Origin of the sequence: Brucella rhizosphaerae (genome assembly GCF_002252475.1) — a bacterium.
Lineage (GTDB): Bacteria > Pseudomonadota > Alphaproteobacteria > Rhizobiales > Rhizobiaceae > Brucella > Brucella rhizosphaerae.
Window position 1 is genome coordinate 19729 of the sequence record NZ_NNRK01000019.1, and the last position, 24659, is coordinate 44387.

Consider the following 24659-nt stretch of genomic DNA (forward strand, 5'->3'; position numbering starts at 1 on the left):
CAGGTGTCCGCGTTTCAGATACTTTGAAGCATGCGTGTTCTTGTGATCGAAGATGATGTCATGCTCGGTCGGGCCCTCGTGCAAGCCCTGGACGATGCCGGCATGTCGGTAGACTGGGTACGTGACGGGCAGCTCGGGGACGAGGCCGTCGCCCTTGGCGGTCACGGTTTGGTGTTGCTCGATCTAGGCTTGCCCGGCCGTTCGGGCCTGGAAATCCTGCGCTCGCTTCGGACGGCCGGCGACAAGAGGCCGATCCTAGTGATCACCGCCCGTGACGAGCTCGACGATCGCGTCGTGGGGCTCGACCTCGGGGCCGACGACTATTTGGTGAAGCCGTTCGAGGTCAAAGAACTGCTCGCGCGTATGCGCGCGGTTCTGCGCCGGCACGGCGGCCAGGCGGTTTCGGTCCTTGTCACGAGCGAGATCGAGCTCGATCTATCAAGTCATGAGGTAAAATATCGCGGGTGCAGCGAAATGTTGCCGGCGCGAGAATTCGCGCTGCTCCAGGCGTTGCTGGAGCGCCCCGGCACAATCCTATCCCGCAGCCAGCTTGAGGAAAAACTCTATGGCTGGGGCGAAGAGGTGGAAAGCAACGCAATCGACGTCCTCATCCACTATGTCCGGCGCAAGTTCGACAAGGACATCATACGTAACATCCGGGGGGCCGGCTGGATGGTCCCCAAGTGAAAGGCGCGATTTCGATCCGACGTACGGCTTTCATATGGCTCGCCGGATTAATGGCGGCCATCGGCGTGTGCGCGGCCATAACATCATTCTTCCTCGTCAGGAACGAAGCATCCGACTTCCTCGACAATCAGCTGCGGCAGATCGCGCTCTATGTCGGGGACGCGCCTATCGTACCAGCCGGACGGGTTGGCGATGTGCCGCATGACCCCGAGGATGACTTCGTCATCCAGGTCTGGAATGTGGCCGGCAAGCCGTTGCGACTTTCGCACCCAGCCGTTGATATCCCCCGCCAATCAGCGACCGGGTTTGCCGACATTTCGACAGGCAATTACAATTGGCGTGTCTACACACTGGCAGTGCCGGACCGAACTGTTCAGATTTCCCAGGATACGAGGGTCCGACAGGAACTGGCGACCAATGCGGCGCTCCAGGCGGCGCTTCCGATCATCGTTCTGCTTCCATTGTCATTGCTGACACTGAGCTGGATCATCGATCGGATTATGGCGCGGCTCAATCGCCTGGCCGTTACAGTCGCTTCCCGAGACGCCGGGGCGGACGACCCCGTTCCGATCGACGACGTGCCCGCCGAAGTCATTCCCTTTGTGAGCTCAATCAACCTGATGCTCGCGCGGCTTCGCGCACTGCTGGAGCGCCAGCGGCGGTTTATCTCAGATGCAGCCCATGAACTGCGCACGCCGCTTTCCGCACTGCAAATTCAAATCGACAACCTTCGGCACCATGACCGGGACGGCCGGTTTTCGCAGCGTTTGACTGAGCTCGAAGCTGGAATCGGCAGGGCCACCAGCCTTGTGAACAAGCTCTTGCGCCTGGCGCGCTACGACGCCCAAGAGCCTGCGCCCGCTACGCAGTCGATCGACCTCGTCCAACTTGCATTTGACATCGTTGCGCGTCTGACCCCACTCGCGGAGAGCCGCCAGATTGACCTGGGCATCACACGCCAGGACAAGGCGACTGTGGTCGGTTCGCTTAACGATTTCGAGATCATCCTCGGCAATCTGATGGAAAACGCTGTACAGTACACACCATTGGGCGGAACCGTCGACGTCGCGGTGGCCGTCTGCGAGCAAGAGGCGCGCGTAGACGTCCGCGATACCGGCCCAGGCATTGATGAAGAAGAGATGCCACGAGTCTTTGAGCGGTTCTTCAGGGCGAGCCCTCAAGACAGCGAGGGAAGTGGCCTGGGGCTGGCGATCGCAAAGGCGGCAGCCGAAAGGCAAGGAGTGGAACTCACGCTCGCCATGCGAGAAGACGGGCCTGGCCTTGTCGCAAGTCTTGTTGTACGAACGGCCTTACTGAGAGCTTAGCTTTTGTTCCCGCTTAACAACGTCGAGGGGCGAAGCTCGGCCGAAAGGTGTAGCTGCCCGGCTGAGCGAGGGCGTTGCACGGGCTAACCTTGAGCGAGCTGACAATCCCTTCTGCCGGGCGGACTTCGCCCCAAAACGCTGCTCAGCGTGTCAATCGGCGTCTAAACGGGGCTCTGACGCAATCTCGATGACATCAGGGCGCTCCGACGATACGTGCTTGGAGCAGATCCAGTTTCCCGCGTCCATACATTTGCCGCTTGATGAGCTTGCGGCGCGACAATCAACGTGGGGCCAGCGTCAATCTAGCTGAAAGCGTCGCCGCGAGCGGCCCGTAGTGAGGGCGAAGCCCGAGCGAAGGGGCGTTCGTGGCGACGGCGCGAACCCGGTAGGGGTTCACGCCGTCTGGTGATTGCGATGTGTCGGGTGCATTTCTTCTTTCTGCAACAAAGGAAGAATGCATGCCCGGCAGACACATCAACGATCAACAGCACAGTTTCTACATGCAAAATCGCAAGAAACACAACATTCCTGTCGCCGCAGCCAAGGCGGGCTTCAGTCCTTCGACCGGGTACAGGATCGAAGCTGACCCTCGTCTACCGAGCGAGAAGAAGGTCAAACACGAACGCCGCCGCTCTGATCCTTTGGAAGGCATATTCGACGAAGAAGTCGTTCCCATGCTGCAAAGCGCGCCCGGCCTGCGGGCTGTCGGGATTCTCCGTGAACTTTGCAGGCGTCATCCGGAGCTTGGTTCCGGCATCCGTCGCACACTTGAACGCCGTATCCGTGCATGGCGCGCGATCCATGGCGAGGATCAGGATGTCATATTCCGGCAGGTTCAGGAGCCGGGACGTATGGGATTGTCGGATTTTACTCATGCGCCGGATCTCAAGGTCACGATTGCCGGGGTGCTGTTTGACTATATGCTCTATCACTTCCGGCTGGCCTATAGTGGTTTTGAGCATGCCGAAATCGTTGAAGGCGGTGAGAGCTTCGCTGCGCTGACCAGTGGCTTGCAGAACGCACTTTGGGCGCTCGGCGGAGCGCCGCACGATCACCGTACTGACAGCCTTTCGGCGGCGTTTCGCAACATTAATGCAGATACCGCACGGGACATGACGGATCGCTATGAGGGTCTTTGCTCTCATTACGGCATGAAGGCCAGCCGAAACAATCGCGGTGTCGCGCATGAGAACGGTGCGATCGAAGGCTCGCATGGCGATCTGAAACGGGAACTGGAGGATGCTCTTCTCCTGCGTGGCTCCCGGGACTTTCCCGATGTCGCCAGTTTTGCCGTCTTCATTGATGAAGTCATCGGCCAGCGCAATGCGCGCCGGATCAAGGAGATCGCCATTGAGCGCGAAAGCCTTCTGGCTCTGCCACGCGACCGTCAGCCTGAAGGGGTGGACGAAATCGTCCATGTCACCAGCAGTGGGGGCTTTACTCTGCGCAGGGTCTTCTACAGCGTTCCTTCACGACTGATCGGACACCGCCTGCGCGCGCGGCTCTTCAAGGAGCATATTGAACTCTTTCTGGGGGGAACCTGTGTCGCGACATTGCCGCGCGTCAGAGGTCAGCTCGGACCTGTCCAGCATGTTGTGAACTATCGTCACATCATTCATTCGTTGCGCCGAAAGCCGGGGGCCTTGCCTGGTCTTGTCTATCGCGACCAGCTCTTCCCCCGGGAGGCTTATCGCAACCTTTACCATGCCGCCATGGAGAAGCTGCCGGAGCGCGAGGCCTGTCGTCTGACGGTGGAAATGCTGAGCCTGGCACATGAGCGCAATATCGAAGCCGAACTGGCGGAGGCAATCCAGAGCGAGCTCGATGCCCGAAAGATACCGAAGCTCGCCAGAATGCGCATCCGGTTCGCGTCGAACCCGGACAGCGTGCCACAGATCAGTGTTCGTCTGGGCAAACTGGACGACTACGATCGTCTTATTAGTGCGGGGGCGGAGGTCACAGCATGAAACATAATGCTTCTGTCGATGCTGCGCGCCTATCCATGATGCTCACCAATTTGAGGCTGCCGGGAATATCAAAAGCCTGGCACAGCTTTACAGAACAGGCTGACACCGAAGGGTGGCCTGCCTCCCGCTTGCTGTCGGCACTGGCCGAATTTGAAATTGCCGAACGAGAGACACGACGTATGCAACGTCATCTCACTGAAGCGCATCTGCCCCCAGGCAAGACGCTTGACAACTTCGACTTCACAGCCATTCCCATGGTCTCAAAGGCCCGGGTCATGGCGTTGGTCGCTGGAGATGTCTGGCTGAAAACCGGCGCCAATCTGATGATGTTTGGCGGGCCGGGCGGTGGGAAATCGCATCTTGCAGCCGCCATCGGCGTGGGACTGATCGAGAATGGATGGCGGGTTCTGTTCACGCGGACCACCGATCTCGTTCAGAAGCTGCAAACCGCCCGACGCAATCTCGATCTCGAAGGAGCGATTGCCAAGCTCGACAAGTATCATCTGCTGGTACTGGACGACATGGCCTATGTGAGTAAGGATCAGGCGGAAACCAGTGTGCTCTTCGAACTGATCAGCGCACGCTATGAACGTCGCTCGCTGCTCATCACGGCAAATCAGCCCTTTGGGGAATGGGACAAGGTCTTTCCCGACTCAAACAGAGCAGAATACCCCTATTATTGATCAGTTGATGTCTGACATCACAGTGATCAATAATAGGGGTATTCTGCTCTGTTTGAGTCGCCGAAGACTATTGGATTTTCATTGGACGGAGAACTGAGATCTGTGCTTCAGCAGTTCGAAGAGCAAGACGCGGCGGGAGGACAGAACGAAGAATACCTACTTGTGACCACCGGCCGGGCGTCGAAGAAAGTTACAAACGAATTGCGGGCCGCCTGGGAGGCCTTTCGTAGTTCGCCCGAATCCGATTTTTTTCGTGATCAGCCGAAGGCCCTCAAGGAAATCATTGAGGTCATCCGTGCGACGCTATCCGAATTGCGGATGGAAGCCAAACGTGAGAAGGATCCGGCCGATGTCGATCGCATTATCCGGAAAAGTCGTGTGATCGTACTGGATGTGGAAGCAGGCGATCCCCACGAACAGGCTATCATTGTCGTCCTTCAAGCCAGAAACTATACCGCGCCGTCCGGTGTCTGGGGAAAAACTATTACCGATTGCATTACATATGCGAAAGGACGCCGCACTATCACGATTGGGGAGATCGCTGAGGGGCTCGAAAAGTTTCGCATTCCAGCTGTTGAGCTTCCAGAAAAGGCAGCTAACGACATACTTCAGGTTGAGCTAGGAGCTATGGACTTCCCGTGCGAGAGAGAAGTGATACTTGCGAGGTCACTTGACAACAAGGTCGTTCCAAAAGGTCACCTGATAATCATGATCTTGTCGCGCTTCGATGGCGATTGCGATGCAGCGTACGATCTTAGCGAAAAACCCTTCAAGCCAATTGTTGGAACGAAGTTCGACGTTCTTTTTCGTGCAGCAACGGTTGAGGGGCTGTTCCGCGTGATGTCTGAACGGCTTGATTTCACTAGTGCTGAGGGGCTCGGCATTTTGAATTTGGATGAACGCAACAACCACGACAACAAGCTCTGTGTCTCAGCGCATCGCCAAAGGCTTGATAATGCTCTTTCTAAGAATGATCGACCCCTCCTATGCCTCCATTGCGGGCAAGCTGTTTGGGAGCCGGTCGCTCAGGTAGTAGAACTTGGCGATCTGCGCGATCCACGCGTGGGGCTCGTTCACTCGATATGCCTTGGACCAACCGACAGGGTCATCGGTGGCGCGAACATGCCGATGGCCGAAAAACATCCGGAGCTTGTGAACTTCGATGTCAATGCATGGTTCCAAGCGTCGAACGGCGGCCAACGCACATTTGCCAATCTTGATGCCATACGCACCGGACCGATAGTTTATATGGGCTGGGGCGGATTTGCCGCTCATGGGCCAGTGGGACAGTTTTTGGTCGAAGTTGGCCTTGTGGACGGTGGCTCCGAGATCTTGACCCTGCGGAACAAGCTTCATCGCTTTACAAAAGCAGATGCCGAACGAATTGATTTCGACCCGGCGAAGCGCGCCATCCGCCTGCGCCGATGCTATCCAGTGATAACGCGTTATGATAAATAGCCGTTATGGTTACTCCCAAACGTCCTCGCGGCCGCCCCCGCAAGCCAAACGCGCTGACCCAAGCGGAAATTCAACGCGCTTACCGCGCCCGGCTCGCCGCTACCGGCAAAGCGGTTCGCGTCGTGCATGTCGGCGACGTCCCTGAATTCGATTCCGAAACCCATTTCGTCGCCGAACGTGCTTTTTTGAGGAGTTACGGCTGAATTATCATAACGCGATAGTGAAAATAGAGAATTTGGAAGAGCATCGGATGAGGCTGGATAAGCGCAACGCATATTTGGAGAGCGAGCTGAAACGCCTGGAGCGGATTCACACCAACGCGCTGAAGGAGATCATCAGCCTAAAGCAGGCTCTTGCAAAGAAGCTCGGAGACACCGCGTGAGCGAACATGTCCTTTGGTGGTGGCCGTCACCGTTTTAAACGCCCCTCCCCTGCCCCGGTGATGAAACCGTTAGGTCAAAAATGCCGGCGGGATTTTCAGCTTAGCGCTTCAATTGAAATCGGGAAGTAAAAGCCACAGCGACACCGGCGAAAGCCGGCCGCATCAGGGCTGTCATGCTGATTTTCAGCGATATCGTAAGCCATTTATTTTATGGTAAACGATTTGTTAAACGAAACCCATCTCGGAGTTTAGGTTCGCCACTAGTAATGATGCACTAGGCCACGCCTAGCCATCGATAAGTATAGGTTATCAAAGCTTATTGATTTGAAGCCGCAAATCAGTGAAAGTCAGGCAAAGCCGCGCCGCTGAAGGCCCGTTTTCAGGCCCATCAGGGAGTCTTGACCTTGCCATCAACGTCCGTCACCGCCGTCGAACGGCGTGCCGAAACACTCGATACGATTGCCGCCGTTTTGGCGTCACGACACGAAAGTGATGAATCTGTCCGACTTTTGAGAACGCATACAGAACTCACGTCGGCTTGAGCGTTGATGCCGTTGATTTCTGGGCTTTGAGCGCTTGGTAGAGAGCGGTCTTGCCGATCTTCACGCGGGCGGCAGCTTCACGGACATTCAGCCCAGCCGCGATATGCTGGCGGGCCTTTGCGAGCTTTTCTGGTGTCACGACCGCCTGGCGACCACCGCGCCGGCCCCGTTCCTCTGCGGCTTGCAGACCGGCGCGGGTTCTTTCCCGGATGAGATCACGCTCGAATTGAGCCAGCGCGCCAAACAGATGAAAGACCAAACGACCGCCGGGCGTAGTTGTGTCGATGTTTTCGGTGATGGATCGGAAGCCAACGCCCTTGGCTTCCAGCTCGGTGATGATGTCGATCAGGTGCTTCATTGATCGACCGAGACGATCGAGTTTCCAGACCGTCAGCGTGTCGCCCTCCCGAGCATAGCGAATAGCTTCCGTCAGTCCTGGTCGGTCGGTTTTCACACCCGATGCTTTGTCCTCGAATAGCTTTTCGCAGCCAGCCTTGCGCAATGCGTCGAGTTGCAGTGCGGTATCCTGGTCTTCGGTAGAGACTCTTGCATAGCCTATGGCAGTCATGAGACACGATTTGTCCGTTTTCTTGTTAAATGCGGACAATGTCCGATTTCCCGTCGAGTAACAAGCTTTGCGGACAAAATCTGTGGACACCGCAAAACGTCCGTTTGTCGGACACGCATTTTCCAGTTCGCTGCACTCTCTCCAACGAATCTGGAAGATCAGAGAATGGCGCGAAGAGTATTACTGAGCGAAGCATGGTGGCGACAGGCGACAACCATCCCGGTTGACGAAAGGGAAATCGCCAAACATTACACGCTGGATCGATCGGAACTCGACCTGATCATGCGGCAGAACAAAGCCTCGAATCGGCTGGGCCTCGCCTGTGTTCTGGCCACACTGCGTTATCCTGGCCGACCGCTAGCGGATGGCGAAATCCTGCCGTCTGGCGTCTTGCGGTTTCTGGCGCGGCAGATAGGCGTCGATCATCGTGAGATCGATCGTTATTTCGAACGGTCGCAGACCCGACGCGAGCATCTCGCGCTGCTTGTCGATCGAATGCAGATGCGCCCTTTTGTCCCTGCAGATGTGCGGATACTGACCGGTTGGCTGACGCCTGCCGCACAAACCATGCGCCAGGCCGATGTATTGGCAGATATGGTAGTGGAGGAACTGCGACGTCGGAGAACTCTCCTGCCGACGCGCGCGGCGCTCGAAGCTATCATTCATGTGGCGATCAGGCGCGGCATTCGGATTGCTCATCGGGCCTTGGCGGGCGGGATGTCAGAAGGCCAGAAGCTCGATCTGGACAAGCTTCTCGACCCGCGTGAGGGGACGAGCGTGACCGTCCTTGCCTGGGCAAGAACACCGGCATTATCGCCAGCCGCCGTCAATCTCGACAGGATTGCCGAGCGCATTCGCTTTCTGCGGTCTCTGAACCTGCCGATGACGTTGATGGAGCGCATTCCGGCCAAGGTCTTTGACGAATTCGCGGCAGAGGGGACACGAATGAGCGCGCAGCATCTGCGCGACCTCAATCCCGAACGCCGGCATGCCGTCCTGGCTGCGACGGTGCTCCACCTTTCCCACCATCTCACCGACTGCACCATTGACATGTTCAAGAAACTCATGGGAATCCTGACGCGGCGAGCCGATAACCAGGCCGCCGCTCGCGTCATCCGATCCGTCCGCGACGTGCAGAAGCCATTGAAGGACGTTTCGAAGGTTTGCCATGCGATCATCGAGGCGAGGGACAAAGGCGAGGATATCGCCAAAGCGCTCGAACGGGTCATCCAATGGCCGGCCTTTACGACCAGTGTCCAGGCGGTCGATATGCTGATCGCTCCGGATGTCATCGACGGCAAAATCGAAATGCTCCTGCGCTATCCGACGATCCGGAAACTGGCACCGCAATTCCTGTCGACACTCGTGTTCCGCGGTCACGCCGTGGCGAACCTCCTGCGGGCGCTATCCGTGATCGCGGATCTCTACCACAAGGGCAAACGGGCGATACCGGACAAGGCACCGATCTCCTTCGCGCCGAAAAGCTGGATGCCTCTCATACTACAGGATGGTAAGATCGATCGCAGGGCCTATGAACTCTGCCTGTTCAGCGAACTGAAACGCCGGCTCGATGCCGGCGATGTCTGGGTAGAAGGGGCCAAGCGCTTCCAATCCTTCGAAAGCTTCCTTATCCCCACGCCGACATTCGAACTGATGCGCGAGGAAGGGCCGCTCCCGGTCGCAGTCGATACCGACGTGGAAACTTACCTCAGCCAGCAGCGCCAGATCCTGAACGGCGGGCTGGCCGACCTTTCCCGTCTGGCCGTAGCCGGCGAACTCGACGATGTCGAACTGACCGGAGCGGGGTTCAGCGTCACGCCGCACAAGGCAATGTTTCCAGACATCGCCAAGTCGCTGAAGCGACAAGTGGAAAGCCGTCTGCCTGCGATCCGCATCACTGACCTTTTGCTAGAGGTTGATGCCCGCACGGGATTTTCGAACGCCTTCACCCATCTGCGCAGTGGTCGAACGGCCGACAACAAGCTTGCGCTCCTCACCGCCATCTTGGCGGACGGCATCAATCTCGGTCTCACCAGAATGGCGGACGTTTCTCCCGGGAACACGATGCGCCAACTCGCCTGGGCGCACGACTGGCATATTCGCGAAGAAGGCTACACCGCCGCACATGCCGTTCTTGTCAACGCCCAGAGGCAATTGCCTCTCGCAAGCTTGTGGGGTGACGGAACAACTTCTTCCTCAGATGGCCAGTATTTTCCGGCGGGCGGACACGCCGAGGCGATCGGCGATCTCAACGCCCGCTATGGCCCGAATCCCGGCGCCAAATTCTATCGCTTCACCTCAGACCAGTATGGCGCTTTCCATATCATCGCCATGAATGCCAACGCCAGCGAAGCAATCTACGTCCTTGACGGTCTGCTCTATCATGGCAGCGACCTCGCCATCGAAACCCACTATGTCGATACAGGCGGGGTCAGCGACATGAGCTTCGCTCTTTGCCATCTGGTGGGGTTCCAGCTTGTGCCCCGGCTACGTGGTCTCAAGGATCGCAGACTTTATCTCTTTCCTGGCGACACGCCTCCCGAAAATCTGGCGTCGCTCGTCGGCGAACCCATCAACGTCGAGCGGATCAAGGCAAACTGGAACGATATTCTGCGGCTGGTCACGACGATCCGTTCCGGTCAGGTTCGGCCTTCAACCCTGCTGGCCAAGCTTTCCGCATTCCCGCGTCAGAACGGACTGGCGCTGGCGCTACGGGATCTTGGGCGCATCAATCGGTCCATCTTTCTGCCCCAGTGGTGGCAGAACCCCGAAATGCGCAGGAACGCGACTGCCGGCCTCAACAAGAGCGAATCCCAGAACACCTTGGCCCGCGCGCTGTTCTTCAACCGTCTCGGAGAATTGCGGGACAGGACCTTCGAGAGCCAGTTCTATCGGGCGTCCGGGCTGAACCTGCTCATCAATGCCATCGTCTACTGGAATACGCTCTATCTCGAACCGGCTTTCGCCGAGCTCAATCGAGAAGGCATTCCCACGCCGCCCGACGTGATCAAACACGTCACCCCGCTCGGGTGGCAGCATATCAGTCTCACCGGCGATTACATCTGGACCCCGACGGATAGCGCCGATCTCAGGCCACTGCGGCGCGAAACATCCATTCTCGCTGCGTGACCACCCCATGTTCTCAAACGTCGGACAGATCCATCACTTCGTGGCGTGACACCTTCTCGGAAGCGTGTTGCCCACTATAATGATATAGTGTACTCCCCTATATCATTATGAAGGAGTTTTGGCGATGAGTTCATCCCACGGGCATGCGCATGACCACACCCACCCGCACGATCATGGCCGTTCGCTCGACGCCGCCCATGAGCATTTCTTCCTTGGCGACAACCACGACCGGAACGAGCGGCGCACGTGGCTGGTGATCGCGATCACCGCGACCATGATGGTGGTGGAGATCGTCGCGGGTAATATGTTCGGGTCGATGGCTCTGACGGCGGACGGCTGGCATATGTCCACCCATGCCGCTGCCCTCCTCATCGCTGCGCTGGCCTATCTCTACGCCCGCAAGCACGCCAGTAACCGCCGCTTTTCCTTTGGCACCGGCAAGCTCGGAGACCTCGCAGGCTTTGCGAGTGCCGTGGTGCTGGCGCTGATCGCGCTGCTGATCGGCTGGGAGAGTTTCCTGCGCTTCCAATCACCCGTCGCGATCAATTTCAAGGAAGCCATTATGGTGGCTGTCGTCGGCCTGATTGTGAACCTTGTGTGCGCGTGGCTTCTTAAGGACGACCACCAACACGGGCATGACCATGGCCACGGGCACGCGGCAGGGAAGGATCAAAACCTTCGCGCCGCCTATGTCCACGTGCTGGCTGATGCCCTGACCTCCGTTCTGGCGATTGCCGCGCTAGTCTTCGGCAGCCTCTACGGCTGGCTATGGCTTGATCCGGCAATCGGCATTGTCGGAGCCATCGTGATCGCCCGTTGGTCGTGGGGGCTGATCCGCGACGCAGGCGGTGTGCTTCTCGACTACATTCCGCAGGGCGAAGACCTGCCGGAGGAAATTCAGGAGATCATCGTCAAAGAAGGCGCTGAGATCGTTGATCTTCACATCTGGCAGCTCGGACCTGGCCACCATGGCGCGATCGTCTCGATTGTAGCCGATCACCCTCAAACGCCGTCATACTACCGCGCAAAACTTGCCGCCATCCATGATTTGTCACATGTGACGGTGGAGGTCGAAGCTCGCGCGGCCTAGCCATCAACCGTTGCATCCGAGGAGTATCCGCATGACCCACACCATCCGCGAGAAGCAAAAGCTAATCAACCGCGTACGCCGTATTCGCGGGCAGATGGAAGGCATCGAGCGGATGCTTGATGAGGAAAAGGGCTGCGTCGAGGTCATGCAGTCGATCGCCGGAGCACGGGGTGCGATGAACGGCCTCATGGGCGAGGTGATTGAAGACCACATCCGCATGCACCTTGTCGCAGAGGGGCTTACCCAGAAGGAACGAGATGAAGGCGCGGCCGAACTGATCGACGTCGTCCGCGCCTATCTCAAATAAGGTTCGTAATGAAGAATGACTCGCCCTGCACCGATGTCTGTCGCTTCGACCCACGCAACAAATGGTGCTTGGGCTGCGGCCGGACGGCCGATGAAATCAAGGCTTGGTGCAAACTGTCGCCCTACCACCGCACGACCCTATCGACCGAGTTGAAACGGCGCATGAAGCGCCGGGCTGAATGTCCGTGAAGCTGCCGCCCGCGTGAAGATCGGCAAGACCGCTCTCTACCAAGCGCTCAAAGCCCAGAAATCAACGGCATCAACGCTCAAGCCGACGTGAGGTTCTGTATGCGTTCTCAAAAGTCGGACAGATTCATCACTTTCGTGTCGTGACGCCGTTTTGCCGATGAACCGGCGCGACATGCTCGCGGAGATTTTGACGAATGAGGATGTCGAGACGCTGCGCCATCTGGTCAATGAAGGCATGGGCGAAAACACGCTGCGTGCGCTGACCTCGGATCTGGCCTATCTCGAAGCATGGTCAATGGCCGCAACCGGCAGCCCCCTCCCCTTTCCGGCGCCGGAAGCCCTGCTCCTGAAATTCGTTGCCCATCATCTCTGGCGGCCGCAGCAACGCGAGATTGAACCCGATCACGGCATGCCAGCCGACGTGGAAGAGGAATTGCGCCGACAAGGCTTTCTGCGCGTGTCGGGACCGCATGCACCGGCAACCGTGCGCCGCCGTCTTGCCAACTGGTCGACGCTGACCCGCTGGCGCGGCCTGGAGGGTGCGTTTTCATCGCCTTCCGTCAAATCGGCAATCCGGCTTGCGGTGCGCGCCCTGAACCGGCCGCGCAGCCGCAAGAGTGCCAATGCGATTACCGGCGATATTCTGGGCAAGCTGCTGGCAACCTGTTCCGGCGAGGATCTCACCGCCTTGCGTGATCGGGCCATCCTGATGGTGGCCTTTGCCTCCGGTGGCCGCCGACGCAGCGAAATAGCAGGCCTGCGCACAGAGCAACTCGTCAAACAGGCACCTGTCACCGATGAAGAAGGCTCTCCCCTCCCCTCGCTTGGCATCCATCTTGGCCGTACCAAAACCAGTGGCGTCGAACAGGATGAAATTGTTTATCTGACCGGACGTCCCGTCGATGCCCTCACCCGATGGCTGAAGGCAGCCAGGATCGACAAAGGCAACGTGTTTCGAAAAGTCGATCGATGGGGCAATGTTTCCACGCGGGCACTGGAACCCAGTGCCGTCAACGCCATCGTCAAGCGGCGCGCGCAAATGGCGGGTCTCGACCCTGCGGAATTTTCTGCCCATGGTCTGCGCTCCGGCTATCTCACCGAAGCCGCCAATCGTGGCATTCCCCTCCCCGAAGCCATGGAGCAATCCCGTCATCGCTCCGTGCAACAGGCATCAGACTATTACAACAATGCCAAACGGCGCAGTGGACGAGCGTCACGGCTGCTGTGAGGCATGTGCCGACCAAGGGCATTGGAACCCACACATCAATTAAGTTTGCCCATATCATTCAGGATCAGACATATTCTGCTTCAATTCAGAGAATTTTGCAGCCATTGTCGGATTCCCGCGTGTCAAGCGACGTGAAGAATTGACCGACAGGTCCTCGGCTTTATTATTTGCAAGCCGCAAATTGTTGGCTGATTTGTGAAGCGCTTCTTTCGTTTTTTCCAGATCCTTGATCGCTTCATCGATGCGTCTGACTGCTTCCTCAAAACCGTCCGAAGCCAGACGCCAGTTTCTCCCAAATGCTGTTTTAAAATCTTCAAGTTGGGCTTCAAAGTTGGTGATGTCTACGTTTGCGCTCTCACCAGCGCCAGCTCTGTCTTGTATTTAAGCGAATTTATCGCCGCATCACGCAGCAGCGTAATTATTGGGATAAAGAATTGTGGTCTGACAACATACATTTTCGGAAAACGATGGGATACGTCTACAATCCCTGTATTATAAAGTTTGCTCTCAGGCTCCAGCAGTGAAACCAACACCGCATACTCACAGCCCTTAGCGCTACGATCCTTGTCTAGCTCTTTGAAAAAGTCTTCATTCCTCTTCTTTGTGACCGTGTCCTCGTTCTCGTTCTTCATCTCGAACATGATCAAAACAATTTCAGAACCTGCATCGTCCACGTCACGGAAGATAAATCGCCCTTACTGCCGTTGCGCGCGTCGTTATTCTTCTCAAAATAAGCGCGGGGAAATGCAGTGGCGCGAATGCGGTCGAACTCAGTTGCGCAATGCTGTTCCAGCGTCTCACCGATCATTTTTGTCGATAGCTTCGCCTTCATATCACTCAGACGCTCAATAGCCTCGTCGCGATCCTTAAGCTGCGTTTCGTACTTGTCCTTGAGGGCAGTTTCAGCAAGTTGCTTTTCAAGTGCGACACGATCAAGACCGTTCTCAACTCGTCTCGCTCTTTCTCAACTACGAGGACACCTTCGGTCACGGCGATCTTCTGTGAAAGCTCACCCGCATCTAGCCTGGCCTTAAGACGCTCAATCTCAGCGTCCTTAATAGAAGCTGCTTTATGTAGTTCGGCATTAAGCTTCGCCTCGGCGAGTTTTGACGCAGCCTCCTGCTCTCGTCTGGCAGTTTCCAGGTCGTGCAGAAGGGTATCACGTTCTTTTTCCACGACACTTAAGGCCTCGGCTACCGCGAGTTTGTGCGACTTCGCTAGATTCGAGCCTCGCCTTCAGTTTCTGAATTTCAGTATCCCTGGCTGCAGCAGCTTTCTGCAGTTCACTGCTAACCTTGGCCTGTGCAAGCTCGACCGCGTTCCGCTTGTTCTGTTCAGCCAATTCCAGACGCTCATGCAGTTGCTTGTCGAAATCACTATCGCGAACCTGTTTCAGGATATCTGCATAACCTGCTTCATCAATCTTGAATGCCTTGTTGCAATGCGGGCAGATGATTTCATGCATATTTATTTCGTTTGGCCTTAGCGCCAACCTGTCAGAGGATCTCGTTGCCCATGATCCAGAGCCACCTTTGACCTTCCCTTGCGGTCGTAGAATAAAAGTCATCGATCCTTGCACCATTCACGGCAGGTTGGGAGTAACCAGCACGACGGTTGGAAAGTATGTCCGGTAACGTCCGACATCTCGTGTCAAAAGTGGAATTTTTTGTACTGCAGCATGTGCACCAATGAAAAAATCGGGCAGCACACCAGTTCGCGAGCCGCCTGCCCTTCGATATCGGGTAAAGACTTTGCCTGCCAGAAAAAGTGCCTCTCTGGGAAAAGATGTAATTTGAAGACCGGCCGTTTCAATAAATTGGTCCAGTTCCTCTATTCGCTCGTAACGAACTGAAAGTTCTGCGTAGATCACATCATTAATAAGCAATGGCCCCGTCAAACTTGCGGTTTCGAGTTGTCCAATCGACCATTCCGCCCACTGTGGATCATCTGTCACAAGATCCAGAAGAACATTTGTGTCAACGAGCGTCACTTTTCACCGCGTGTCAGCGCCATAATTGCATCTGTATCGAGCCCCTTGCCAGCGTGACCACGCAGCTTCTGGAAGCGATTTAATGTTTTTGGCGCATCAGCCTTAACAAGAAATACGTTTCCATCAGAAGTTCGATGAAAATCCACTCTGGTCCCAGGCCTGATCCCAAGCAATTCACGAACTGCTTTTGGGATCGTGACCTGGCCCTTCGATGTCACTGTCGTTGTCATTGCCGCACCTATGTAATACCAGATTTTGATAAGGTAATACCATCGTGGTGCGATTTCAAGCGCCATGTAAACCACGCAACTTCTTGCATAGTCTCTGAATCCGCACACAATCCGTGAAAATCGTAATGCGTGGAAGCGCAGGGCCGCTCCACATTCCAGGTCGAAAGGTAACGACCCTGATCTATTCAAGCAGATAGCCAAGGGACCGATATCCTGTGCGACGTTTTGCTGCCATAGGCTCGCAGACGTTCTGACCGACCAAGATGTCGAGACGCTTCGCCATCTGGTCAATGAAGGCAGGGGAAAAACACCCTGCGTGCCCTGACTTCGGACCTGGCCTATCTCGAGGCATGGGCTTTTGCCGCAACCTGTGGTCCCCTCCCCTTGGGGGGTCCGTGTTACCGGCGTGCAAACGCCAGGGTGCGTCTGCAAAAGCCAGTAAGCTCCTGATCGTTGATGACGGCTGTTTGCCAAGCCGCGTTGCTATCGTGGTGGAAACGATTACCGTAGTCTTTAAGCGCTTCCAGTTCTGTGATGTCGGCCTGTGATAAAATCTCATCTGCAGTTCCAACGCGCTGCCGGCAAAGTCCCAGGAAGGGACCGAGCAAAGTCTCCGGGGGATAGTGCGCTGGGAAGGCGACACGCATGAAAGCCTCCAGGATCGGGCGTAGTGCTTGCGCCGCCTCGCGTTCGGTCTGCGGGCTGCCGTTTGCAATATAGTCGCTGACGAGGGCATGCCTACGGTCATGTTCGGTGACCGCGTCCTGCGTCACGTCCCAGGCGGACAGGGTTGATCCGGCACCCTGCCGGGCGATCCGGATGGCAGTACGGCTTGCAGCCCGGTCGGCGCCATTCCAGACACCAAGAAGGAACGGCTTGGAGTGCGAAAGCACGATCATCTGGCTGACGCGATCGTGGAGCGCCCGCATTTCGTGGACGGTGGTCAAGGAGCGGTGCTCATCGAGGCTCGTCATGGGGTCGTCGATCACGACGATCTTGTCGGCGAGCGACGGGTCGCGATCGAGCGAAGCAAAGAAGAACGCGAGCGCCAGCGTGTTACGATCGCCGGCACTCAGGGTGTTGCGGAAAGACGGGCCGGTTCCCGTCAGTGCGACCGAGGCGTTGTTTATCACAACGTTATAATTGGCCGACGAACCACTACGGCTGTTGACCGAAGCAACAGCGCCGATGCGGAACCCCGCATTGAATCGTTGGAGGTAGACGTTGATGGCCGTCTGGTAGGCCGGAAAGACTCTCTGGCGATACTGGTCGAGCGCATCACGGGCATTGTCGCGCAGCGTCTCTGTTGCGGTTTTAGCCTGCTTTTCGGCCAGATAGGCCGTGCAGAGATCCGTCGCAGGTTGTGTATGGCGTGTTCGCACTAGAACAAGCCGCTGCAAGTCGGCCGTGAGGGCTGCAAGGTTGGCGCCCGCCGCACGCTCCTTGACGATGGCGATATTTGCGTTGGCGGCCTGCAGGCCTCCGGAGAGCGCCTCGATATCGCGACGCGCGGCTTCATAGGCATCGATCGCAGCCTGCGCCTCAGCCGAAAGCGCCGACGGCTCAAGCGGGGAAGCCTGCTTGCTCCGCAGCGCAGCCACAACAGCGGTGCGCGCCGCGTTCCAGACGCGGGCAATTGCCGCTGTATCAACCCCGATCGCAGGGACGTCCTGTGTAAAGCGCGTCCAGAACTCGCTGGTCTGCGCGGCGGTGCGGATACCGCGCTCGAATGCGGCCGGGATGTCGCCGGCATGGGCGGTGTTGACGCCCGATATCGCGGTAGCGATGTCCGTCTTTAGCGTCTGATATTCGGCGCTGAAATACGCCTGGTAATGAGCAATGAGCGGCGAACCTCTTAGATCTTGGGCACAAAACGGACAGACCTCGTGATCTTCACCGGCCGAAGCCGGTCCGATGCGGCTCATCCCCTGGTTGACCCAAGCTTCGCCGCCCTGGCCGAGCACGCCGAAATGCGCCTGAACCTGGGCGGCGGCAGCGGCTTCCAGAGCGGGCAGATTCCGCGCGAGCAGGCTGTTGATCGCAACCGCGTCGAATGCCGGCAGGCTCACGAGCTGGAACGCGTCCTGGCGCTGGACCGCGTCGGCAGCCCGCGCAGCAGCCAATTGACGTTCCGCCTCTTCAATCTTGCCGTCCACCCGCGCATCGGCCTGGAGTGCACAGAACGCATCGGCCGTCAGCGCCCCGCGCATGGCTGCAGGAATGGCGTCGGTCCGTTCCTTCAGCGTCCGGTTATGCTGTTCTATCGCGGCGATATGCTGAAGCACCGTCGCATTGAGCTGTACCCCCTGCCCGCCGAGGATTAGTTCATGCAGGTTCTGGCGATGGGCCGTTTCGATCTCGATGCCGGAGCAGACATTTTGCGCCACAAAGGCATCGTCGAAGACCGCAATATGCGGAAGCGGCTGGCTCCAGGCACCGTTTTGAAACATGTGAGGTGCCATGCCCTGCCGGGCCACGATGATATGTGGCGGATGTTGCGCTCCGAGGCGCTGTCGCTCGCTGACTAGATCCGCATCACCCGAGCTGAGCGACCGAAGGATGGTTGCCAGCGTCGTCTTGCCTCGGCCATTCTCCGCGTATATGAGCGTCAGCTTGCCGAACGGCAGCTGCGTTCCCGTGGCGACATTGTCAAACTGCCCGACATTGCGCAAAAGTTGAATTCGATCGACCGTCATATCCCCCCCCGAAGTTGCATGCAATGTGCGCCACTCACGTAGTTTATTTCAAGCAAAATCGCTTGCTTAGTCTGCATTACATTGAAGCTCGCAGTGTCGCTATCAAGCAGCACGCTATTTGCAAGCGCGTTGTGGCCGAGTTCTTGAGCTTTTTTTCGCTGAGCGGATGTCAAGGCTTTCCAGATCCGATGCACATTGCGCGATGGCATCGCGCCGAGATCCGTGACGTTGCTTGCTTTGCCGAAGCGCACCTTAAAAAACGACGGATCATGATCCATGGCGTTAGCTGTTGCTGTTCTTGACTATTCGTCTGCATTTAACTTTGTGACGTTTCGCTCCCAGACAAAACCAATCTCAGTAATTTTTGTCCGCCGACAAAAGTAGGAAAATATTACTTTAAATCAATATGATAACGGACCGGAGCGTGAGCTATAGACCCCGCGAAGGCGTTAACTTATTATTAACTTTAAATTTGTTGCAGATCCCTAAGAATCGGACATAATAACGGTTAGTTTGGCCATTCTGTCCAAAAATCGTTTTTATGGAAATCAATGGGTAATGAACGAGATCTCGCTCAAAAAGCCGAAAGCCACGCTTAAATTCGAAAAACACATCCTCGATCAAGGGGATCAAATTTCGAAGAAGTTGCATTTGCTCAGCGTTCAGAACTTCCCAGATTCTGGAAAAAAGACACTTCGTTCATTCTCTCTTGCAGAAGCATCACAATATATAGGTGTAAGCCAGAGTCACCTTAAGAAACTTCATTTGGAAGGCAAAGGCCCCGCTCCTGAAACTTCGCCGTCGGGTCGGCGATCGTACACCGCTGAGCAGATGCATGACATTCGCCAGTATCTTGATCAAAACGGTCGATCGGAAACACGTAATTACGTCCCGCACAGAAAGCCAGGCGAACATCTTCAGGTCATAGCGGTCGTTAACTTCAAAGGCGGCTCTGGGAAAACTACAACTACCGCCCATCTGGCCCAACATCTGGCTCTTACTGGTCATCGCGTCTTGGCAATCGACCTCGATCCTCAAGCCTCGCTTTCGTCACTGCACGGGTTTCAACCGGAGTTGGATCAGGTCCCTTCAATCTATGACGCGATCCGATATGATGAGGAGCAAAAGCCGCTCTCTGAAATTATTCAGAACACCAACTTTCCTGGACTGGACATCGTTCCTGCAAATTTGGAATTGCAGGAATTCGAATATGATACCCCCCTCGCAATGAGTGACCGCAATTCGAATGCTGGTAAATCATTCTTTACCCGCATCTCGAAAGCCCTCGAAGAAGTTGACGATCAATACGACATCGTCGTCATTGATTGCCCTCCACAGCTTGGCTACCTGACTATAACGGCGCTCACGTCAGCCACGGCAGTTCTTATCACGATACATCCCCAGATGCTGGATGTGATGTCGATGGGCCAGTTCCTCCTGATGCTTGGCAATATTCTCGAGCCTATCCGCGCTGCCGGCGCAGAGGTAAATCTGGAATGGTATCGCTACCTTGTAACAAGATACGAGCCAACAGATCAGCCACAGGCTCAGATGGTGGCTTTTTTGCAGACATTGTTTGGCGAGTTTATCCTCAAGAACCAGATGGTCAAATCAACCGCTGTCTCAGATGCAGGGATCACAAAGCAAACGCTCTATGAGGTCGAAAAAAGCACGATGACACGTTCCACCTATGAACGTGCAATTGAATCATTAGATGCCGTCAATGGCGAAATTGAAGGCCTTATCCACGAATCTTGGGGCAGATGAGTTTGTCTGCTGACAAATTCAGCATTTATGATTGCAAATTCAGTGAGATAAGCGATTACGGAGATTGAAATGGCTAGGAAAAATCTTCTGGCGGGACTTACGGAGTCAACCGAAGAGCCAGCGACGTCCAATTATCGGATCGGTGGCGCATCCAAATCCATGATCCGTTCTGTTAATGAGCTTGCACGTCAAGCTGACGCTTTCCTTGAAGGCGAGCAAGTCGTCGACCTCGATCCAAATGTTATAGACAGTTCTTTTGTATCTGATCGTCTTGGTACTGATGGTGAAGAATATCAGCAGCTTCTTCAAGCTATCCAGGAACGGGGACAGGACAGCCCTATACTCGTTCGTCCTCATCCAAGCATAGATGGTCGTTTTATGATCGTCTTTGGTCATCGTCGTGTAAAGGTAGCCCGCGAGCTCGGACGCAATGTTCGAGCAGTTGTAAAGGCACTTGACGACAAAACACATATTATCGCGCAAGGACAAGAGAATTCGGCTCGAGCAAATCTCAGTTTCATTGAGAAAGCTCTTTTCGCAAAAAATCTTGAGACACTCGGATATGACCGTGAAACAATCTCCTCCGCACTAGCAGCTAATGCGGCAGCGGTTTCCAAGATGATTTCCGTAACGTCCCGTATTTCGCCGCAACTCGTCAACATTATAGGATCAGCTCCTGGGGTAGGGCGCGAACGCTGGCTTGAACTAAGCCTTCTAGTCGAACGTAAGGCCGCTGCAATTTCCGAAATCGTAACTTCAGACGATTTTGGTTCAATAGATAGCGACGAGCGTTTCAATCGGGTCTTCACTGCGGCGAATGCCAAAGGCAAGCCGGTCAAAAAGGAACGAACCACACCAACGGCAAAGTCGTGGGGATCTAGCGAATTTGCCATTACGATGAGTCAAAAGCCGAAACAGGTCGATTTCTCTTTCAAAAGCGAGAAAGCTAGACCGTTCGGCGATTGGTTATCCGAGCGACTTGAAATCCTCTTTGAGGAATTCAAGCAATCAGAAACCAAGAATGGAGATTGAGCCGCAAAAGAAAAAGGCCCCCAAACGTTGCCGTCGTGGAAGCCCTTCTCGATGTTTTAGCAGACTGAGAATCGCATTTCCCCGAATCGGTGTCAAGAGTCATAAGCGTCATTTTGGCGGGTGGATTTCTTTTGCCTTTTGAAAGGTGAGAGGGAATGCAAATTCTGGGAACTGTCACGTCCGTGTTTCGCGGGCGAAGGAATAGTTTCGCCCAAAATCCTGAACTGCAGAATAAGCAGGGCAGGGGGGTAAACAGATGGGTGATTTACAAACAGCTCTGTGTGGCCAAGTCAGCACTCGATCTCAATGATCGCTGCCTTGCTGTGCTCAGTTCGCTTTTGTCATTTCTCCCTGACGACGACATGAATGAGAAAACCGGCCTCGTCGTTTTTCCATCCAATCGCCAACTATCGCTGCGTGCCCACGGCATGCCTGAATCAACGCTACGCCGTCACCTGGCTTCATTGGTTGAGGCCGGGATCATTGCGCGCAAAGATAGCCCAACCCGCAAGCGTTATGCGCATAAGGACAGGGAAGGGGGCGTTGAACTTGCCTTCGGCTTTTCCTTTGCGCCCTTGCTTGATCGCGCATCTGAGATTGCCGGTATCGCAGATAAAATCCTTGCGGAGCAAAAAGCCTTGAAACGGCTTCGCGATGAAGTGTCCGTCATGCGCAGAGAGATCGCTTCGGCTTTTTCAGAAAACGCGGATGGGTCCGGTGACTTTATTGAGGGTCTTGAAGGGCTATTTGTTCGCTTCCGTGACGTTGTAGACGCTATTCCTCGCCGAGCATCCCTCGATGAGCTGATGATTATCAAAGCCAATCTGACAGCCATATACGATGAATTGGTTATCGCTTTGAAAAACATGGCAATTGTTCCAGAAATGAGCGGCAGCGTCGCTCAATTTGAGCGGCAGCATAATGAATCCCTGCCAGAATCCCTTTTTAAATCTCAAAATAACAAAAAGATTGATTTGAAGGCGTCTTCTTCGGAAACGACGGTTCCTGAGAGCCTCGAAGACGAGAACCGCATTCGGGTTTCACCTTCCATTTCGCTCGATCAAGTGCTGCGAACATGTCCGGATATTCGCGAATATGGAGCGCACGGCATCAGCACATGGCGAGAGCTTCAAGATGCTTCACAGATCGTTTCCGGCTTCCTTGGCATTAGCAAGTCTGCCTATCGCGAAGCACTAAGCTTCATGGGAGTAGAAGCGGCATCGACGGCCATTGCCTGTATCCTGCAGAAGCTGGCGACCATCAGTTCACCAGGCGGTTATTTGCGATCTCTTGCCCAAAAGGCGAGGGCAGGGGGCTTCTCCATCAGCCAGCTTTTGTTTTCTGGGATGAAAGGTAATGGAAGTCTGGCATCGGCAGGATCGCAATGAATTCCGACACACAGGGACAGTCATTGAACAACAACAATCCTTGAAGTGTCACGCTTGGTGTTATATATATAGTCAGGCTAGATGACGGTGCAGATTCTGAAGAACGCCTGGTTCGAGCGGTTTGCTCGAAAGCAGAGGATTACGGACGTCGCCTTGATAGAAGCGGTGCGTCGTGCCGAGCGCGGTCAGATAGACGCCGATCTTGGTGGCGGTGTCATTAAGCAACGAGTCGCCCGGGCAGGACAGGGAAAGTCGGGTGGGTTTCGCACGATCATTCTATATAGGTAGGAGCGGCGGGCATTTTTCGTGTTCGGCTTTGCAAAGAATGAGCAGGCCAACATTGATGACGATGAAGAAGTTCAATTCAAGAAGATGGCAAAGGAACTTCTTGCGTTATCAAAAGAGCAAATGGAGCTGCTGATCGAGAGAGGACGTTTTTCGGAGGTTGACGATGGTGAAGAAATATAAGAGCGAAGCAATGGCGGCCATCCACGAAACTATGGAGGGCCTGTTTGAAGTCGGCGCGATCGACAAGCAGACTATGCGAGAATTTGATGATGTCTGCCTGACCGCGATTGAGCCGCTTACCCCGGAAGAGATCCGCTCCATCCGGGAGCGTGAACATATATCGCAGCCCGTCTTTGCTCGTTATCTCAATGTGAGCAAGGGTCTGGTGTCAGATTGGGAGCGTGGAGTGAAGAAGCCCGGAGGGCCGGCACTACGGTTATTGACGGTTGTTCAGAAAAAAGGGCTAGAAGCGATTGCCTGATTGCGAAAAAGCAATCAGACGGGCGGGCCAATTTATGATCGTTTATTCCGTGAACACCACCAGGACGCCGGATTTGACGATTCTTGCGAGTTCTTCTGCATCCCAGTTTGTAAGACGCACGCAGCCATGGCTCGATGTTTTGCCGATGCGTGAAGGGTCAGGCGTGCCATGAATACCGTAAGTGGGTTTGGAAAGCGCAATCCATACCGTACCGACGGGACCGTTTGGCCCAGGCGGAATGGTCAGAACGCCTTCATTGGCTCCCTGTTTGAAGTTGATCCTGGGATTGTATGTATAATTGGGATTGATCGCTATTCGTTTGACCTGAACCGTGCCCGAAGGAGAAGGAGTGTCCGAAGAGCCGATCGTTGACGGGTAGGCTACCTTCAGCTTTCCATCTGAACCATAGCCCCGAACCTGTTTGCGACCTTTATCTGCTATGATATGGGCAATCGGCGTGCGTTTGGCTTTGCCGAGATTGGGAACTTTGATGATCGAGCCTGGTTGATTGAAATTCACCCCTGGATTGATCTCTTTGAGGAAACCCTCATCGATTTGAAACCGCTCGGCAAGCATTTCCGTGACTGAGGTATAAGCTATTGCTGGCAATTGGGCTTTCAAAGCGTAGTCAGCGGGGATTTCTGCAACAAACTGCCTGCCAACATCTTCATTTGTGATGAGGTAATCCTTGAAAGCTGGTCCGCCGGTATTCTCCAGTTCGGTCTGAACCGCTGCGGGATCGGCTGGATTGATAAATCTACCCGTGATTTCGCCAAAAGCCGCAGCAGCCTTGTCGACATTGCTGCCGGAACGCCCATCGATTGCGCCGGGCGACGCGCCAGCCCTGTTCAACATGATCTGATAGGCTGCAATCTGTTCTTTGGAATCAACGCCTCTTGGCATTTCTATCGCGGGTGCCATGTCGTCGGCGGTTGGAACATAAGTCGATGAAGTTTCCTGACGAGTTGGTTGTGTGCGATTGATGCTGCCAGTGGTCATCTGGTCCAGTTCGGCTTTGATCGGTGCAGTTGACCCCACTAATGCGGGCGGTCGGATATCTTTTACCTGCAAAAGCAGTCCATTGATCGAGCGGTCAATTGAGGAAGACGGCATAAAATGGCGTCGGTGCTGGTCGAAAGATTGCCGCACTATCCCATGTGGTGTTGTCACGTTAACTGGGCTACAGTTGCCTGCCTGACGGTTTGGGCGTAATTTTTGGCGATGCAGACATCA

General features: G+C 55.4%; 21 protein-coding genes and 5 pseudogenes. 17 read left to right on the forward strand and 9 right to left on the reverse strand.

Annotated elements, in window-relative coordinates; genetic code table 11:
* The first annotated feature begins 30 nt into the window (after positions 1-30).
* The 6 genes and pseudogenes from CEV32_RS04280 (at position 31) to CEV32_RS23965 (ending at position 6502) form a co-directional block, all read left to right on the forward strand.
* Positions 31-687 carry a response regulator transcription factor gene (locus tag CEV32_RS04280; protein ID WP_094574542.1) on the forward strand — a complete coding sequence of 219 codons (657 nt, stop codon included), beginning with the start codon at positions 31-33 and terminating at the stop codon, positions 685-687.
* Complete coding sequence (locus CEV32_RS04285; RefSeq protein ID WP_094574544.1) at positions 684-2012, forward strand: sensor histidine kinase; 1329 nt, start codon at positions 684-686, stop codon at positions 2010-2012. The genes CEV32_RS04280 and CEV32_RS04285 overlap by 4 nt, the downstream gene beginning before the upstream one ends.
* Positions 2013-2470: 458 nt before the next feature.
* Positions 2471-3979: an IS21 family transposase gene (istA, locus tag CEV32_RS04290; RefSeq protein ID WP_094574546.1), complete on the forward strand. Its 1509-nt coding sequence runs from the start codon at positions 2471-2473 to the stop codon at positions 3977-3979.
* Positions 3976-4632 (forward strand): annotated as a pseudogene (gene istB / locus CEV32_RS04295) (IS21-like element helper ATPase IstB); the annotation flags it as partial. The gene istA and the pseudogene istB, both read left to right, overlap by 4 nt.
* 132 nt (positions 4633-4764) lie before the next feature.
* Positions 4765-6120 carry a hypothetical protein gene (locus CEV32_RS04300; protein ID WP_094574548.1) on the forward strand — a complete coding sequence of 452 codons (1356 nt, stop codon included), beginning with the start codon at positions 4765-4767 and terminating at the stop codon, positions 6118-6120.
* 250 nt (positions 6121-6370) lie between these two features.
* Positions 6371-6502 carry a hypothetical protein gene (locus CEV32_RS23965; RefSeq protein WP_268876665.1) on the forward strand — a complete coding sequence of 44 codons (132 nt, stop codon included), beginning with the start codon at positions 6371-6373 and terminating at the stop codon, positions 6500-6502.
* A 528-nt stretch (positions 6503-7030) separates the two neighbouring features.
* Here CEV32_RS23965 and CEV32_RS04310 read toward each other — a convergent pair.
* Positions 7031-7612 carry a recombinase family protein gene (locus CEV32_RS04310; RefSeq protein ID WP_094574575.1) on the reverse strand — a complete coding sequence of 194 codons (582 nt, stop codon included), beginning with the start codon at positions 7610-7612 and terminating at the stop codon, positions 7031-7033.
* Between the two features lie 165 nt (positions 7613-7777).
* Between CEV32_RS04310 and CEV32_RS04315 the strand changes: the two genes are divergently transcribed.
* The 5 genes from CEV32_RS04315 to CEV32_RS04340 all read left to right on the forward strand — a co-directional run bounded on the left by CEV32_RS04315 (position 7778) and on the right by CEV32_RS04340 (position 13554).
* On the forward strand, positions 7778-10741 hold the full coding sequence (locus CEV32_RS04315; RefSeq protein WP_094574553.1) for a Tn3 family transposase: 2964 nt from the start codon (positions 7778-7780) through the stop codon (positions 10739-10741).
* Positions 10742-10865: 124 nt separating this feature from the next.
* Positions 10866-11831, forward strand: a complete 966-nt coding sequence (gene dmeF, locus CEV32_RS04320; protein ID WP_094574555.1) for a CDF family Co(II)/Ni(II) efflux transporter DmeF — start codon at positions 10866-10868, stop codon at positions 11829-11831.
* 31 nt (positions 11832-11862) lie between these two features.
* Positions 11863-12138: a metal/formaldehyde-sensitive transcriptional repressor gene (locus CEV32_RS04325; RefSeq protein ID WP_094574557.1), complete on the forward strand. Its 276-nt coding sequence runs from the start codon at positions 11863-11865 to the stop codon at positions 12136-12138.
* Positions 12139-12146: 8 nt separating this feature from the next.
* A complete protein-coding gene (locus CEV32_RS04330; protein WP_094574559.1) occupies positions 12147-12326 on the forward strand; it encodes a DUF1289 domain-containing protein in 180 nt (59 codons plus the stop codon).
* Between the two features lie 157 nt (positions 12327-12483).
* Positions 12484-13554: a site-specific integrase gene (locus tag CEV32_RS04340; protein ID WP_094574561.1), complete on the forward strand. Its 1071-nt coding sequence runs from the start codon at positions 12484-12486 to the stop codon at positions 13552-13554.
* 54 nt (positions 13555-13608) lie between these two features.
* Here CEV32_RS04340 and CEV32_RS24075 read toward each other — a convergent pair.
* The 5 genes and pseudogenes from CEV32_RS24075 to CEV32_RS04355 all read right to left on the reverse strand — a co-directional run bounded on the left by CEV32_RS24075 (position 13609) and on the right by CEV32_RS04355 (position 15774).
* Positions 13609-14404, reverse strand: a pseudogene (locus CEV32_RS24075) (DUF2130 domain-containing protein).
* Entirely contained in the window at positions 14392-14730 is a 339-nt protein-coding gene (locus CEV32_RS24015; RefSeq protein ID WP_235819123.1) for a hypothetical protein, read from the reverse strand. Before CEV32_RS24015 ends, CEV32_RS24075 begins: the two are co-directional and overlap by 13 nt.
* Positions 14714-15019 (reverse strand): hypothetical protein, encoded by a 306-nt coding sequence (locus CEV32_RS24020; RefSeq protein WP_235819122.1) that lies wholly within the window; start codon positions 15017-15019, stop codon positions 14714-14716. The genes CEV32_RS24015 and CEV32_RS24020 overlap by 17 nt, the downstream gene beginning before the upstream one ends.
* 117 nt (positions 15020-15136) lie before the next feature.
* Positions 15137-15544, reverse strand: coding sequence for a type II toxin-antitoxin system VapC family toxin (locus CEV32_RS04350; RefSeq protein ID WP_094515334.1), 408 nt, complete (start codon positions 15542-15544; stop codon positions 15137-15139).
* Positions 15541-15774, reverse strand: a complete 234-nt coding sequence (locus CEV32_RS04355; RefSeq protein ID WP_094515408.1) for an AbrB/MazE/SpoVT family DNA-binding domain-containing protein — start codon at positions 15772-15774, stop codon at positions 15541-15543. Before CEV32_RS04355 ends, CEV32_RS04350 begins: the two co-directional genes overlap by 4 nt.
* Before the next feature lie 235 nt (positions 15775-16009).
* On the opposite strand from CEV32_RS04355, the pseudogene CEV32_RS23865 reads away from it, so the two are divergent.
* A pseudogene (locus CEV32_RS23865) lies at positions 16010-16170 on the forward strand (integrase); the annotation flags it as partial.
* Positions 16171-16172: 2 nt separating this feature from the next.
* On the opposite strand, the gene CEV32_RS04365 reads toward CEV32_RS23865, so the two are convergent.
* Together CEV32_RS04365 and CEV32_RS04370 are read right to left on the reverse strand one after the other, a co-directional pair.
* Positions 16173-18470: an AAA family ATPase gene (locus CEV32_RS04365; RefSeq protein WP_094574563.1), complete on the reverse strand. Its 2298-nt coding sequence runs from the start codon at positions 18468-18470 to the stop codon at positions 16173-16175.
* Positions 18467-18748 carry a hypothetical protein gene (locus CEV32_RS04370; protein WP_094574565.1) on the reverse strand — a complete coding sequence of 94 codons (282 nt, stop codon included), beginning with the start codon at positions 18746-18748 and terminating at the stop codon, positions 18467-18469. Before CEV32_RS04370 ends, CEV32_RS04365 begins: the two co-directional genes overlap by 4 nt.
* 280 nt (positions 18749-19028) lie before the next feature.
* Between CEV32_RS04370 and repA the strand changes: the two genes are divergently transcribed.
* The 5 genes and pseudogenes from repA (at position 19029) to CEV32_RS04395 (ending at position 23426) form a co-directional block, all read left to right on the forward strand.
* Entirely contained in the window at positions 19029-20237 is a 1209-nt protein-coding gene (gene repA, locus CEV32_RS04375; RefSeq protein ID WP_094515336.1) for a plasmid partitioning protein RepA, read from the forward strand.
* A 69-nt stretch (positions 20238-20306) separates the two neighbouring features.
* Complete coding sequence (gene repB, locus CEV32_RS04380; RefSeq protein ID WP_094574567.1) at positions 20307-21269, forward strand: plasmid partitioning protein RepB; 963 nt, start codon at positions 20307-20309, stop codon at positions 21267-21269.
* A 155-nt stretch (positions 21270-21424) separates the two neighbouring features.
* The gene (gene repC, locus CEV32_RS04385; RefSeq protein ID WP_094574569.1) at positions 21425-22657 is read left to right on the forward strand and encodes a plasmid replication protein RepC; all 1233 of its coding nucleotides are present in this window, start codon (positions 21425-21427) and stop codon (positions 22655-22657) included.
* An 81-nt stretch (positions 22658-22738) separates the two neighbouring features.
* Positions 22739-23125: pseudogene (locus tag CEV32_RS04390) on the forward strand (type II toxin-antitoxin system RelE/ParE family toxin).
* Complete coding sequence (locus CEV32_RS04395; protein ID WP_094515339.1) at positions 23109-23426, forward strand: helix-turn-helix domain-containing protein; 318 nt, start codon at positions 23109-23111, stop codon at positions 23424-23426. Before CEV32_RS04390 ends, CEV32_RS04395 begins: the two are co-directional and overlap by 17 nt.
* A 42-nt stretch (positions 23427-23468) precedes the next feature.
* Here CEV32_RS04395 and CEV32_RS04400 read toward each other — a convergent pair.
* Positions 23469-24365: pseudogene (locus CEV32_RS04400) on the reverse strand (L,D-transpeptidase); the annotation flags it as partial.
* Positions 24366-24659 lie beyond the last annotated feature (294 nt).